Origin of the sequence: Xanthomonas sacchari (genome assembly GCF_024266585.1) — a bacterium.
In the GTDB taxonomy this organism is placed as follows: domain Bacteria; phylum Pseudomonadota; class Gammaproteobacteria; order Xanthomonadales; family Xanthomonadaceae; genus Xanthomonas_A; species Xanthomonas_A sacchari_C.
The window spans coordinates 3,324,102-3,338,411 of record NZ_CP100647.1; the positions used below are offsets into that span (position 1 = coordinate 3,324,102).

9 protein-coding genes are annotated in these 14,310 nt (G+C 67.5%); 6 read left to right on the plus strand and 3 right to left on the minus strand.

What is annotated here, in order from left to right:
• Nucleotides 1-391: 391 nt before the first annotated feature.
• Complete coding sequence (locus NKJ47_RS13875) at nucleotides 392-1,159, plus strand: ankyrin repeat domain-containing protein (protein WP_254458443.1); 768 nt, start codon at nucleotides 392-394, stop codon at nucleotides 1,157-1,159.
• 34 nt (nucleotides 1,160-1,193) lie between these two features.
• Nucleotides 1,194-2,393: an XVIPCD domain-containing protein gene (locus tag NKJ47_RS13880; protein WP_254458444.1), complete on the plus strand. Its 1,200-nt coding sequence runs from the start codon at nucleotides 1,194-1,196 to the stop codon at nucleotides 2,391-2,393.
• 109 nt (nucleotides 2,394-2,502) lie between these two features.
• Here the strand turns inward: NKJ47_RS13880 and NKJ47_RS13885 are convergent, their stop codons facing one another.
• From NKJ47_RS13885 to NKJ47_RS13895, 3 genes are all read right to left on the minus strand, one after another.
• Nucleotides 2,503-3,747, minus strand: a complete 1,245-nt coding sequence (locus tag NKJ47_RS13885) for a DUF819 domain-containing protein (protein WP_254458445.1) — start codon at nucleotides 3,745-3,747, stop codon at nucleotides 2,503-2,505.
• Between the two features lie 434 nt (nucleotides 3,748-4,181).
• Entirely contained in the window at nucleotides 4,182-6,251 is a 2,070-nt protein-coding gene (locus NKJ47_RS13890) for an alpha/beta hydrolase family protein (protein ID WP_254458446.1), read from the minus strand.
• Between the two features lie 470 nt (nucleotides 6,252-6,721).
• Nucleotides 6,722-8,680, minus strand: a complete 1,959-nt coding sequence (locus NKJ47_RS13895; RefSeq protein WP_254458447.1) for an OPT family oligopeptide transporter — start codon at nucleotides 8,678-8,680, stop codon at nucleotides 6,722-6,724.
• An 855-nt stretch (nucleotides 8,681-9,535) separates the two neighbouring features.
• On the opposite strand from NKJ47_RS13895, the gene NKJ47_RS13900 reads away from it, so the two are divergent.
• From NKJ47_RS13900 to NKJ47_RS13915, 4 genes are all read left to right on the plus strand, one after another.
• On the plus strand, nucleotides 9,536-11,302 hold the full coding sequence (locus NKJ47_RS13900; protein WP_429002427.1) for a peptide MFS transporter: 1,767 nt from the start codon (nucleotides 9,536-9,538) through the stop codon (nucleotides 11,300-11,302).
• Nucleotides 11,303-11,834: 532 nt separating this feature from the next.
• Nucleotides 11,835-11,999, plus strand: coding sequence for a hypothetical protein (locus tag NKJ47_RS13905; RefSeq protein WP_254458448.1), 165 nt, complete (start codon nucleotides 11,835-11,837; stop codon nucleotides 11,997-11,999).
• 50 nt (nucleotides 12,000-12,049) lie between these two features.
• The gene (locus NKJ47_RS13910) at nucleotides 12,050-12,214 is read left to right on the plus strand and encodes a hypothetical protein (protein ID WP_254458449.1); all 165 of its coding nucleotides are present in this window, start codon (nucleotides 12,050-12,052) and stop codon (nucleotides 12,212-12,214) included.
• 113 nt (nucleotides 12,215-12,327) lie between these two features.
• The gene (locus NKJ47_RS13915) at nucleotides 12,328-13,893 is read left to right on the plus strand and encodes an asparagine synthase-related protein (protein ID WP_254458450.1); all 1,566 of its coding nucleotides are present in this window, start codon (nucleotides 12,328-12,330) and stop codon (nucleotides 13,891-13,893) included.
• Nucleotides 13,894-14,310 lie beyond the last annotated feature (417 nt).

Sequence of the window (14,310 nt, forward strand, 5' to 3'; positions counted from 1 at the left end):
TTATGCCGTCCTGCAGATGTCCCTGGCCTGTGCAGCCGCCTGCAGCAGCGGTGCCACGCGCGATCGCGCACGGGCAGCAGACGCGCGCCACGCCGGCACACGCGGCGCGATGCTGTACCTGCGGCTGCGCGCGCGCAGCTTCCACGTGCCCGCGCTACACACGCGCACGCGGCGCGATGCCTGCACGCCCGCCCGTCCACGGCGGCCTGCCCGGAGCTCCCCATTTCCGTTGGTTTCCCGTTAAACCGCCCGCGCCCGTGGAAATGTCGCCCTGAATTCGAGGTAGTCGTCACAAAACCACCGCAATCGCCCAGTCATCGGCTGCTAGGATCGGCAACGGCGCCAGGACGCGCGCCGTCATCCAGGACCGCGAACAGGAAAGGAGCCTTGCATGCGTACGCCCGTCCCCGCCCTGATCGCACTCGCGACCTCGCTGTTCTTCTCGGTCAGTTGCGCCGCACAGCCCGGCGCCAAGGAGCATTCCGCCATGTCAGCCACGCTGCAGGACCATTCGGTCGCCTTCCGCGACCCCGCACTCGCCGACATCGCCGCCGCCATCGCGCGCGGCGACGTCGCCCGCATCGCCGCCCTGGCGCCCAGCACGGACCTGTCCGCGCACGGCGACCAGCACCTCACCCTGCTCGAATGGGCCATCTGGAACGAACAGCCACGCGCATTGGCGGCGCTGCTCGATGCCGGCGCCGACCCGTCGCTGCCGGGCATGGACCAGGAAACCGTGGTGCACATGGCGGCCATGGCCAAGGATCCGCAGTACCTGCAACTCCTGCTGCAGCACGGCGCACCGGTCGACCCGGTGAGCGCGCGCGCGAACTGGACGCCGCTGTTCCGCGCCGTGCAGAGCAAGCGCGACGCGCAGATCGAGATGCTGCTCAAGGCCGGCGCCGATCCCAAGCGGGTCGACGCCACCGGCAACTCGCTGCTGCACCTGGCCGCGCAGAGCAGCGCCGGCAATCCCTGGGTGCCCAAGCTGCTGCAGGCCGGGGTCGATCCGAGCCTGCGCAACGCGCAGGGCAAGACCTTCCAGGCGTACTTCTTCAACACGCCCGAGCGCCTGCTCAACGCCAACGCGCAGCAGACCCGCAACGACGTGCGCGCCTGGCTGAGCGCCCACAACATCCCCCTGGAAGCGACCCGCTGACGCGGTCGGTCGCCACACTCGCACGGAGCCGCGCATGAACCAGAGCGATCTTTCCCCGTCCGACCCGTCCACCTCCTTCTCCGAAGCGGCCCGCGGCCAGCAGCCGCAGGCGGTGGACCGGCAACTGCCGCCGCTGCTGCAGGACCTCTACCACACCGCCGCCGAGCGCCGCGCCGGCGGCGCCGAGACCTTCGCCGCGCTGCCCGATGGCTGGTCGCGCATGGACGACACCGCGCTGCAGCGCGCCGGCATCGATCCCCGCCTGCAGCACGACGCCAAGAGCGGCTTCGACGCCGCGTTCTACCGCAATCCGCAGGGCAACGTGGTACTGGGGTTCTGCGGCACCGACGAACTGAAGGACTGGAAACACAACCTCGGCCAGGGCCTGGGCTTCTCCGACGCGCAATACGCCTCGGCGATCCAGCTCGGCAGCCAGGCCAAGCAGGCCTTCGGCGACAACCTGCTGATCTCCGGGCACTCGCTGGGCGGCGGCCTGGCCGCGGCCTCGTCGATGGTCAACGACGTGCCAGCGGTGACCTTCAACGCCGCCGGCGTGAACAACAAGACCCTGGAACGCGAAGGCCTGAACGCCGAGGCCGCCAAGGCCTACGCCGCCGACGGCCTGATCCGCGGCTACCACGTTAAGAACGAACTGCTGACCTACCTGCAGGAAGACAACCTGCTTACCCGCGGCCTGATGCCCGACGCCGCCGGCCGCCAGATCCAGCTGCCGGAACCGGACCCGCTGTCGTTCGGCCAGCGCCTGATCCCCGGCATGATGCTCAAGCACCGCCTGGACCTGCACGGCATCGATTCGGTGATGAAGGCCGAGGACCTGGCGCAGAATCAGAGTCAGGCCCAGGCGCAACTGGGCACGCTGTCCACCGGCAGCCGCCTGTTCAACGACGCGGTGGTGCAGTTGGACGGGCAACGCGACCGGCTCGGCCTGCACGACGACGCGGCCTTCCTCAACACCGCCGCCAGCGTCGCCGCGCACGCCGGCCGGGACGGCCTGCAGCGTATCGACCAGGTGCTGCCCAGCCGCGATGGCGACCGCCTGTTCGCGGTCCAGGGACAGCCGGAGAACCCGGCGCACCTGCGCAGCCAGGTGCAGACCGCAGCCGCGGCCCACGAGCCGTCGCAGGCCAACGTCGGCCAGTTGCAGCAGCAGAACGTGCAGGCGCCGCCGCAACAGCAGGAAGAGCGGCAGCGCAGCGTCGCGATGCAGCACTAGCAATCGCCCCGCAGCGGCGCTGCGGCGCCCTTGCAAGCAGCACCGCGACGGAGGTCTCCGGAACGCCTTCGTCGCGGCTGCTCCGGCCGCTACAGCGGGGTGAGGCGCCTCACCCCGCCCCGGCCATCGCCCGCAACACGATCCCGACCAGATAGGCCAGATAGGTACCGGTGGCGTAGCCCATGGTGCCCAGCAACACCCCGACCGGGGCCAGCGCAGGATGGAACGCGGCGGCCACCACCGGCGCCGAGGCCGGGCCGCCGACGTTGCTCTGCGAGCCGATCGCGAAGTAGAAGAACGGCACCCGCAGCAGCTTGCCCAACGCCAGCAGCAACAGGATGTGCACGACCAGCCAGATCAGGCCGAGCGCGAAGATCCAGGGCCGGTCGAACAGCGCCAGCAGATCCATCTGCATGCCGATGCAGGCGATCAGGAAGTACAGCAACAGCGTGCCGATGCGCGAGGCGCCGGCGCCCTCAAGGGTGCGCGCGCGGGTGAAGCTGAGCAGCAGGCCGAAGGTGGTCGCCAGCACCACCACCCAGACGAACGGCGAGCCCAGGCTGAACTGCTTGGCCCAGCTGACGTTGGCGTCGAACCAGGCGGCCGTCGGCGTGGCGATCGCATGGGCCAGGCCGACCGCGCCGAAGGCGACGCCGACGATCAGCATCAGGTCGGTAAGGCTGGCCACGCGTTCGTGCTGGGCCTGGAAGCGCGCGATGCGCTGCTTGAGGTCGTCGATGCCGCGGGTGTCGGCCCCGCTGCGCGCGTCGATGGCCGGCGCCCGCTGCGCCAGGAAGATCAGCAGCGCCATCCACACGTAGCCGACGCCGACGTCGACCACCGCGAACTGGCCGAAGGTGGTGGCATCGACCTGGAACACCTCGCGCATCGCCAGCATGTTGGCGCCGCCGCCGATCCAGCTGCCGGCCAGCGCGACCATGCCGGCCCAGGTGTCGCCGGCCACGGTGACCGGGTGCAGCCACTTCATGATCTGGAACGCCGCCACCGCGCCGAGCATGATGCTGAAGGACGCGCCCAGGTACATCGCCACCAGCTTGGGTCCCAGCCGCAATATGCCCTTGAGATCGACGGTCAGGGTGAGCAGCACCAGCGCCGCCGGCAGCAGCACGTCGCGCGCAACCGGGTTGTAGAGCGAATTGTGTTGTCCGTCGATCAGGCCGACGGTGTTGTAGATGCCGGGAATCAGGTAACACAGCAGCAGCGCCGGCACGATGCCGTAGAAACGCTTCCAGAATCCCGACGGCCGCGCCGCGCTCCAGAACACCGCCCCCAGGGTGGCAGCGATCAGACCGAAGATGACGATGTCGTTGGTGATCAGGGGCGTCGAGGGCATTAGGCAGTGGGCTGGGATTCGGGATTCGGGATTCGGGATTCGGGATTCGGGATTCGGGATTCGGGATTGGGGATTGGGGATTGGGGATTGGGGATTGGGGATTGGCGGTTGGCGGTTGGCGGTTGGCGGTTGGCGGTTGGCGGTTGGCGGTGAGACAAGGATCAAAAAAGCAGCCAATGCGCGCGCGTTCGCAAGGCGGACGCGCCGCAAGCCCCCTGCTTTTTGTGGGAGGGGCTTCAGCCCCGACGCCTTACCGCTAAAGCGTCGGAGCTGAAGCCCCTCCCACAACGGCTATCGGATTGCTGCGATCGCGGGAAAGCTCCCCAATCCCCAATCCCCAATCCCCAATCCCGAATGCCCAATCCCGAATGCCCAATCCCGGGACCTGGGCCATGCCCCAGAAAGGAGCCCGGGAAACCCGGGCCCCAGGTTCCTCACTGGCCGATATGCTGCTTCAGCCAGCCATTGACCGTGTCGTGCCACATGAGGCTGTTCTGCGGCTTGAGCACCCAGTGGTTCTCGTCCGGGAAGTACAGGAACTTGGACTCGATGCCCTTGCTCTGCAGCGCGCCGAACGCGGCCAGGCCCTGCTCCATCGGAATGCGGAAATCCTGCTGGCCATGGATCACCAGCATCGGCACCTTCCACTTGTCCACGTGCAGGATCGGGTTGAACTTCTCGTAGCCGGCCGGGTTCTGCCACGGCGTGCCGCCGTTCTCCCACTCGCTGAACCACAGCTCCTCGGTGGCGTAGCCCATCATGCGGTTGTCGAACACGCCGTCGTGGTCGACCAGGCACTTCCACGGCTGGTTCCAGTTGCCGGCCATCCAATAGACCATGTAGCCGCCGTAGCTGGCGCCCAGCGCGCAGGCCTTGTCGCCGTTGAGGAAGCCGTACTGCTTCTGCGCCGCGTCCCAGCCCTTCTGCAGGTCTTCCAGCGGGCGGTCGCCCCAGTGCTGGCTGATCGCGTCGGTGAAGGCCTGGCCGTAGCCGGTGGAGCCGTGGAAGTCGATCATTACCACCGCATAGCCCTGTCCCGCGTAGGTCTGCGGGTTCCAGCGGTAGCTCCAGCCGTTGCCGAAGCTGCCCTGCGGGCCGCCGTGGATCAGGAACGCGACCGGATAGGTCTTGCCTTCCTGGTAGTTGTAGGGCTTGACCACGTAGCCGTGCACCGTGTCGTTGTTCCAGCCCTTGAACGAGAACTGCTCGTAGTCGCCGAACTTCACATCGGGCAGCATCTCGCCGGCGCTGGGGGTGATGGCGCGCGGCTGCTGGCCGTCGGCATCGGCCACGACGATCTGGTCGCCGCTCTTGAGGCTGTTGCGGGTGAAGGCCAGGGTGTTGCCGGCCAGCACCGGCGCGCCGACGCTGCCATCGGCGGCCACGGTGCGGACCTTGCCGGTGGCCACGTCGACCGCGAACAGCGGATGCTGGCCCATGTCGTCGGCGGTGGTGTACACAGTGGCGCCGTCGGCCGACAGCACGATGTCGCCAGCCGAGCGATCCCACTGCGGGGCGATCTCGCGGGTCTTGCCGCTGGCCACGTCCATCGCCATCAGGCCGAAGCGGTCGGCCTCGAAGCCGGGGCGCTTCATCGCGCGGTAGAACAGGGTCTTGCCGTCGGCGGAGAACACCGGGCCGGCGTCCCAGGCCGGATTGGACGCGGTCAGGTTGACCGGCGCGGCCTTGCCGGCGGCGTCCAGGCGGTACAGGTCGAAGTTGGTCGACCACGGTTCCTTGCGGCCGGCCACGCGCACACTGGCAACCAGGGATTGCCCGTCCGGCGCCCAGATGTAGTCCTCGTTGCCGCCGAACGGCTTGGAGGGAATGTCGCCGGCCAGGGTCACGCTGAGCGCCGAGGCGCCGACGACCGGCTTGGCCTTGGCGCCGGTCGGCAGCGGCGCAACGAACAGGCTGTTGCGGCGGCCGTCGTTCCAGGCGTCCCAATGCCGAACGAACAGGTGATCGAAGACCTCGCCGCTGCTCTTGGCGTGCTTTTTCTCCTCCACGCGCTTGCGCGTGCAGTCCAGGTCCGAACCGCACTCCTGGAACACGCTGGCACTGAAGGCCACGCGGTCGCCCTGCGGCGCGATGCGGTAGGTGTCCACGTCCAGCGCGAAATCGGTGAGCTGGCGCGGCGCGCCGCCGGCCAGCGGCAGCGCGTACAGCTGCTGGCGGCCGGACTTGGCGCTCAGGAAATACACGGTCTTGCCGTCGGCCGACAGCTCCGGCGAATTGACGTTCCAGCCGTCCGGGGTCAGCCGCTTCGGCGGCGCCGCATCGCGGGTGCGCAGGTCGCGCAGCCACAGGCTGGTGCTGGATTTCTCCAGCGCCTTGTCCATCTGCCGCTTGGCGAAGACCACCGTGCCGCCATCGGGCGTCAGCAGCGGCGAGGACACCCGGTCCAGCGCGACCATGTCGCGGACATCGAAACCGCGGGTGGCGGCCAGCGCGGGTAGCGCGGTCAGCAGGGCCAGGGGCAGCAAGGCGTAGCGCAGGGTCATCGGGTATCTCCGGAACACGGCAAAACGTCGATGGTAGGGGCCGCGGTGGGCGTGGTGCAAAGGACTGAAGTCATGGAGGGGCCGGGAATGGGGAATCGGGATTGGGGATTGGTCAGAGCGAGGCGCTGGCTCGGCTGGGGCTACGGAGATCCGCACCGGCCAGGTGGTGGAGAGCGGGCGGGCCGCGGCCCTGCGCGCGGCTGGATGAGAGGGGGATCGGCAGTGATAGCGCGATGCGCCGGCTTGGCCAAGCGCAGGAAGCCGGTGCCGGAGCTGGCATTGGTGGTGAGAGCGACATCGGCAAGCGCACGCGGCTGGGCGCGATTCGCTCTTGGACCAAGCGATGCACGCGGTGCGGATCAGCCGGCGAGAAACGGATGCGGCACGCGGCGCGCTGGCGCGGCCGCGAACACGAAGCCCGGCGCGGGGCCGGGCTTCGGATGTTGCGTTGCGGCAGGCCGTTGCGCCGATTACGCGCGCGGTGCGGCCGCGGCGTCGCCCTTGCGGCCGGTGCGGTACAGCAGCCAGCCGACGAAGGCCAGCAGGGCCAGGCCGTACCACTGGTTGAGGTGGAACGCCTCCGGCAATGCCAGCACGTCGGCGCGGCCGGACGCCACGATCGGCACCGCGATGGCGATGCCCATCAGCGCCTCGCCGGTGATCAGGCCCGCGGCGAACAGCGTGCCCGGACGGTGCACGCGGTCGCGGCCCTCTTCGTCGTCGGCGCGGATCTTGTGGAAGCGCTCGACCAGATGGGTCAGCAGGCCGCCGAGGAAGATCGGCACCATCAGCTCCAGCGGCAGGTAGATGCCGATCGCCGCGGCCAGCACCGGCACGCGGAAGCGCTTGCCGGTCTTCTTCAGCCACTCGTCCAGGGCGATGATCGCCGCGCCGACGCCGGCGCCGATGGCGATCATGCTCCACGGCAGCTCGCCGCCGAACAGGCCCTTGGCCACCGACGCCATCAGCGTGGCCTGCGGCGCCGCCAGCGCATTGGGATGCTGCGGCGTGGCCGCGCCGATGCCGTAGGCCTGGGCGAGCAGGTTCAACACCGGCGCCATGATCAGCGCGCACGAGAACGCACCGATCGCCAGCATCAGCTGCTGCTTCCACGGCGTGGCGCCGACCAGGTAACCGGCCTTCAGGTCCTGCAGGTTGTCGCCGCCCACCGCGGCGGCGCAGCACACCACCGCGCCGATCATGATCGCGGCGACCGCGCCGATCGGCGAATCGCGCCCGAGCAGCAGCACCAGCACCGCCGAGGCGAACAGGATGGTGGAGATGGTGATGCCGGAGACCGGGTTGTTCGACGAGCCGATCAGGCCGGCCAGGTAGCCGGACACCGACACGAACAGGAAGCCGGCGACGATCATGATGAGGGTCATCGGCACGCTGACGTGCCACTGGCCGACGATGGCCTGGTACAGGCCCAGCAGCGGCAGCGTGCACAGCAGCAGCGCCACCAGCATCCACTTCATCGGCAGGTCGCGATCGGTATCGGCCACCACGCCGCCGCCGGTGCTCTTGCGCGCGGCGGCGAACCCGCTCTTGACGCCCGACAGCAGCGACTTGCGCAGCGAGAACAGCGTCCACACGCCGCCGATCAGCATCGCGCCCACGCCGAGGTAGCGCACCTTGGCCGCCCAGATGCCGAACGCGGCCTCGGCCGCCGGCGCGTTGGCCAGGCTCTGCGCCAGCGCCGGATCCGAGCCCATGAAGAACTGCTGGTACAGCGGGATCGCGAGGTGCCAGGACAGGATCGAGCCGGACAGCACCACGATGCCGACGTTCAGGCCGACGATGTAGCCCACGCCCAGCAGCGCCGGCGACAGGTTGGTGCCGACGTAGCCGACCATCTTGCTGCTGCCGATGTACGCGGCCTGCGCCCAGGTATCGGGGATCACCTTCAGGCCGCTGGCCGCACCGAGCTTGACCAGCCCGCCGATCGCCGCCGACAGGCCGAGGATCTTCAGCCCCGGCCCGGGATTCTCGCCGGCCTTGAGCACTTCCGCGGCGGCCTTGCCCTCCGGGAACGGCAGCGGATCCTCGACGATCATCGAGCGCCGCAGCGGCACCGAGAACAGCACGCCGAGCAGGCCGCCCATGCCGGCGATGCCGAGCACCCACCAGTACTTGAAGTCCGGCCAGTAGCCCATGATCACCAGCGCCGGGATGGTGAAGATGACGCCGGCAGCGATCGACGAACCGGCCGAGGCGCCGGTCTGCACGATGTTGTTCTCGAGGATGGTGCCGCCGCCGAGCAGGCGCAGCACGCCCATCGACACCACCGCCGCCGGAATCGCGGTGGCGATGGTCAGGCCGGCGAACAGACCGAGGTAGGCATTGGCGGCGGACAGCACCACGGCCAGCACGATCGCCAGCACCACGGCACGGAACGTGAGCTGGCGCGGCGCGGCAGCGTTGTTCATGGTTACCCCTGAAACGACAAAAACGCTTTGCACGCTAGCGTCTGGGGCGGGGCAAGTCCAGCCTCATGGCGCCCAGCTTGTGGCACATGCCTGGGGAGCGGGGATTGGGGATTGGGGATTGGGGATTCGTAGAGGCAGCGAGAGATGGTCGCCCCTCTCCCGCCGGGAGAAGGAACGGCGGGCAGCCCCTCTCCGACCGGGAGAGGGGTTGGGGTGAGGGTCCGGCACGCGCAGCGCACCCAACCGCTACCGGCGCCACCCGACCCTCATCCGCCCCTGCGGGGCACCTTACTCCCGATGGGAGAAGGAACCGCTGTTAGCCCCTCTCCCACCGGCAGAGGGGTTGGGGTGAGGGTCTGGCACGCACAGTGCACCCAACCACTACCGGCGCTGCCCGACCCTCATCCGCCCCTACGGGGCACCTTCTCCCGATGGGAGAAGGAACAGCAGCTAGCCCCTCTCCCCCCGGGAGAGGGGTTGGGGTGAGGGTCCGGCACGCGCAGCGCACCCAGCCACTACCCGCGCTGCCCGACCCTCATCCGCCCCTGCGGAGCACCTTCTCCCGATGGGAGAAGGAACAGCGAGTAGCCCCTCTCCCACCGGGAGAGGGGTTGGGGTGAGGGTCCGGCACGCACAGCGCACCCAACCGCTACCGGCGCTGCCCGACCCTCATCCGCCCCTGCGGGGCACCTTCTCCCGGTGGGAGAAGGAATAGCAGCTAGCCCCTCTCCCACCGGGAGAGGGGTTGGGATGAGGGTCCGACCTCCCGCCGCACCGCCCATGCCGCGCACCGTCATTCGGGCCGGCGCCAGCGCCCCTATACTCCGCCGCTGCCTTCCTGCGCCGAGAGTCGCCGTGTCCGTGTCCTCCCTGCCGCTGCGCGACGCGCGCGACGATTTCCTCGGCCATCCCAAGGGCGTCTACGTCTGCTTCTTCACCGAGATGTGGGAGCGCTTCTCCTTCTACGGCATGAAGGCGCTGCTGTTGCTCTACCTGACCAAGTACCACCTGTTCGGCGACGACGCCGGGCTCGACCTGCTCGGCGCCTACGGCGGCCTGGTGTACTGCGTGCCGGTGCTCGGCGGGCTGCTCGCCGACCGCTGGCTGGGCATGCGCAAGGCGGTGGTGTTCGGCGGCCTGCTGCTGGTGCTCGGCCACATCGGCATGGCCTTCGAGGGCCACGCCGCCACCCGGATCAACGGCGAGGTGGTCCGCGACACCGCGTCCCTGGGCGTGACCTACCTGTCGCTGGCGCTGATCATCATGGGCGTGGGCTTCCTCAAGCCCAACATCTCCACCATCGTCGGCAAGCTGTACCCCGCCGACGACCCGCGCCGCGACGCCGGCTTCTCGCTGTTCTACGCCGGCATCAACCTCGGCGCGCTGTTCGCCTCGCTGGTCTGCGGCTTCCTCGGCGAAGCCTACGGCTGGCGCTACGGCTTCGGCGCCGCCGGCATCGGCATGCTGCTCGGCCTGGGCATGTTCCTGTGGGGCCAGAAATACCTGCACGGCCACGCCGAGCCTGCGCAACCCGCGCTGCTGCGCGAGCGCGTGCTCGGCGTACCGCGCGAATGGGCGATCTACGGGAGCGCGGTGCTGGGCGTGCTGCCGGTGGCCGCCTTGATGTGGGCTGCGGCCAACGGCGCCTTCAGCCTGGGCGGGGAAATCTCCCTGGCCCTGCTGCTGATGCTGCTGGTGCTGGGCGCGGTGCTGCTGTGGTTCGCCTGGTTCACCGGCACCCAGTGCACCCCGATGCAGCGCCAGCAGATGATCGCGCTGATGGTGCTGATCGCGATGGCGCTGGTGTACTTCACCCTGTACGAGCAGACCTACGGCTCGTGGGTCACCTTCACCGACCGGCTGATGACCAAGGACATCGTGCCGTCGCTGGTGATCCGGGGCGGCACGCCCCTGCCCTGGTCGATCGCCTCGCTGCTGCTGGCACCACTGGGCTTCGTGCTGGCGGCCTCGCTGTCCGACCGCCGCCCCGGCTCGTCGGCACCGCGGCGGCTGTTCGTCGCGGTCAGCGCGCTGATGCTGCTGTTCCTGGTCCGCGACTGCCTGGTGCTGCCGCAGACCGCCGGCTCGCTGACCTACCTGGGCGCGCTGTTCCTGGTCCTGCTGGCGCCGTTGTTCGCCGCGCTGTGGGCGTGGCTGGCGCGGCGCGGACGCGAGCCGTCCAAGCCCGCCAAGTCGGCGCTGGGGCTGCTGCTGGCCGGGCTGTCCTTCGTGCCGCTGGCGCTGGCCGCGCAACAGGTCGGCGCCACCGGACAGATGGCCAGCGTGTGGTGGCTGGTGCTGGCCTACTTCGTGCTGGAGGCCGGCGAGATGTGCCTGTCGCCGGTCGGCCTGTCGGCGGTGACCCAGCTCGCGGTGCCGCGCGTGGTCAGCCTGATGATGGGCACTTGGTTCCTGGCCACCGCGTTCTCCGAGGCGCTGGCGGCGCTGTTCGGCAAGCTCGCCGCGATCGAGGTGCCGGACGGCCAGACCCTCGACATCGCCGACGCCGCGGCCAAGTACGCGCACCTGTTCTGGCTGCTGCTGTGGATCGGCGTGGGGTGCGGCGTCCTTGCCTTCCTTGCCGCGCCATTGCTGCGGCGGATGATGCACGGGGTGCGCTGAGCGGCGGCGTCGCCCGCGCGGCGGCGCAACCGATTCACATGTCGACGCGGACGCATGTTGCGTGGCCGGTGACGACGACGGCGATCCCCGCTGCCAGCCACACTGAGCCACCGAACCCGACCGGCGCAAGTGCAGTCGCGATAGCGACCGCTGGAGCGCCCGCGGCCAGGACACAAGTCGGCCAGAATGAGCGGCGACACCGCCAGCAGGTCGCTGCTCTGCCCCAACCATTCACGGCGATCGCTCCGATGGGCGCGCTGCTGGACGTCGCCCTTCACACACATCAGCGGCGGTTCATCCACACCGACATGGCCTGCCGCGCAGCGATACAGCGAAGGCTCCTTGGCCACAGCCATCAACTGATGCATAGGCGCAACAGTTAACAAGATGGATGCAGAGCAGCGCTCAACAGGCTTGATTTCAAAAGTTTCAAATGAAACCATGATGAATCCATCTTAACTTGTCATGCCATGAGCACAGTGCTAGGTTCCATCCGTCGCCGCATGACGACATAAGGAAAAGGAGCTTCGTGATGAAGATTCAAGATTCCAAACTCGAGAAACAGGATTCCCATCCCAACCCGTTCGCCATCCAGCTCGACGAGCCCATGCAAAATATTGCGGCGCCGGGCGTCTGCGAGATGAAGCCCTATCCCGGTGAAGATTCTCGCTGGTATTCCACCAAACCGGGCGGCTAAAACGACGGCGATTCCATCAAGACGATGCGATTAGGAAAAGGAGCTTCGCGATGAAAATTCAAGATGCCAAACTCGAAAAACAGGATTCTCACTCCAACCCGTTCGCCATCCAGCTCGACGAGCCCATGCAAAACATCGCGGCGCCGGGCGTCTGCGAGATGAAGCCCTATCTTGGTGAAGATTCTCGCGGGTTCTCCACGAAACCCGGTAGCTAAAACGACGGCGATTCCATCAAGACGCCACGATAAAGAACGCCGCCATCAGGCGGCGTTCTTCTGTCCGAAAGCGCGATGACCACACAACGCCGATCGCAGGCAGCCGAGTCGCCATGATCAAGGCCAATATCGCTTTTCCCGACCTCGAGCATCCCCCGGTGTGGCAGGACAATACCCTGTGTCTCGGCAAAAGCCAGATCGCGCCCTACCGTCACTCCGCTGTGGAAACCGTCGTGGTTCGCACGCAGGGACAATGGTTCGCGACGGTACGCGAGCGTTGCAGGGATGTCGCATGGGAAAACACCGAGACGGGCGCGTTGGTCGACGCCGATCGATTCAATCAACTTTACAAAGAAGCCCTTCTATGGCCGCTTGATTATCTCATGATCGAAGTGGCCCAGGCCGGATGCCGACTGAAGTTGCGCGCCGGCCTTCTCGGATCGGCGCCGGTCTATTGCCGGGTCACCGATGACGCAGTGGAAATCTCCTACGATCTGGCCGACTTTTTTTCCCGGCCCACCACCATCGACCTGGAGATGACCAGCCGGCGTCTCGCACTCAGCGCAGACTACTCCGCCAGGCAATTGTGCTCGGGCGTTGTGATGCTGACAGAACGCGCCGCGCTTTACGCGGAGCCGGGCAAGACGCGTTACGTCTATCCTTCGCCTGCTGAAACCCTATCGCCTTCCGAAGAAGCACTGATCGACTACGGCGTAGAGCGATTCGAGCAACTGTTGCATCGTGCGATTTCGATTCGACCCGCATCGAAGCAGGTGGCCGCGGAGTTGAGTGGAGGCATGGACTCGGCGACCGTTGCCTGCGCCCTGACTCGATCGCATGACAACTTCCTGAGCTTGGGAATCTTGCTCGACGAGGGACACAGTCAAACCCAGGCCGAACGCCGCCGCATGCTTGTTGAAAGGCTGGGCCTTCGCGACACGCGCATCCCTATCGATTCATTTCCGCCAACGCTCGATCTGCAACCCAGTGCGGATCGACCGAACTATCCCCTTGCCGAGTTCTATCTCGAAGCGTTCGAAAATCTATGGGACAGCGCTCAATCACAGGGCAGCGAATGGCTTTTCACCGGGATTGGCGGAGACCAGCTGTTCCCAACATACCGTGACGAGGACCATCCCACTGCCAGTCCTGGCGACAGGGTGGTCGCAGAAGCCAAGCGTCGCGCGAACCTGTTGTTGACGCCCCGAGCGCTCAATGCATCACGTTCGATCAGCGGATTTGATGCTCCCGCCGGCCTGTTGTCTGCATCCGTATTGGCGTCGAACGCGTGCCAGGCTCCCCATCTGCTTCGGCGAGGCCTTTGGCCGGTCAATCCGTTGAGCGATCCACACTTGGTTTCTTTTTGTCGGCTCCTGCCTCTGCAGAGCCGTAAAGATCGAGAAACGATGTGGCGGTACTTGCGCGCCAACGTAGGCGACGTATTTCCACGAAACTATTGCAAGGAAACGTTCGCCCATGTGCTTCCTGGACTGATCGCACATCAGGCAAAGACGATCACCCTGCAACTGAGCGAGTGCGCCCTTGCCGACTTGGGCCTGGTCAACCGAGACGCTGCCCTTCAGTTGCTGGACGAGTTGGTGGCGACGCGCGCACGCCCGCTGACGGCGCCGCTGATCTCGTTCCTTTGGCTGGAGCGCTTCGTTCGACAGTTTGCCTGACAATCGCAGTCAGCAGGCACCGAGGCCGCTGTCCCAGCGTACGCAGCTCTGGCTGCACGACGACGCCGAAACGGCCGGCGGCATGTGAGGCAACGCCAGTTTTACCTGCCAGGCAGCCGGCGGCATTCGCCTTGGGAAAGCGCGCGCTACGGCCAGTTCCTCGACCTCGCCGAGGCGGCGGCCAGGTCCGTGTACCGGTTCTGGCTGCTGCCTGGACCGGCGCGGGTCGCGCGCCCCTGGCCTTCCTTGCCGCGCCGCCACTGCTGCGGATGATGCATGAGGCGCGCTTAGCGGGTTGCCGGCGAGGATCGCGGCCTGGCCCCCGCAACGCCAGGGCTTCACAACCGATGCCTTCTCCGCGTCATGCAATGGCAGGTGCAACCTGCAGGCGCCCGGTCCGATCAGGACCAGGCCCAT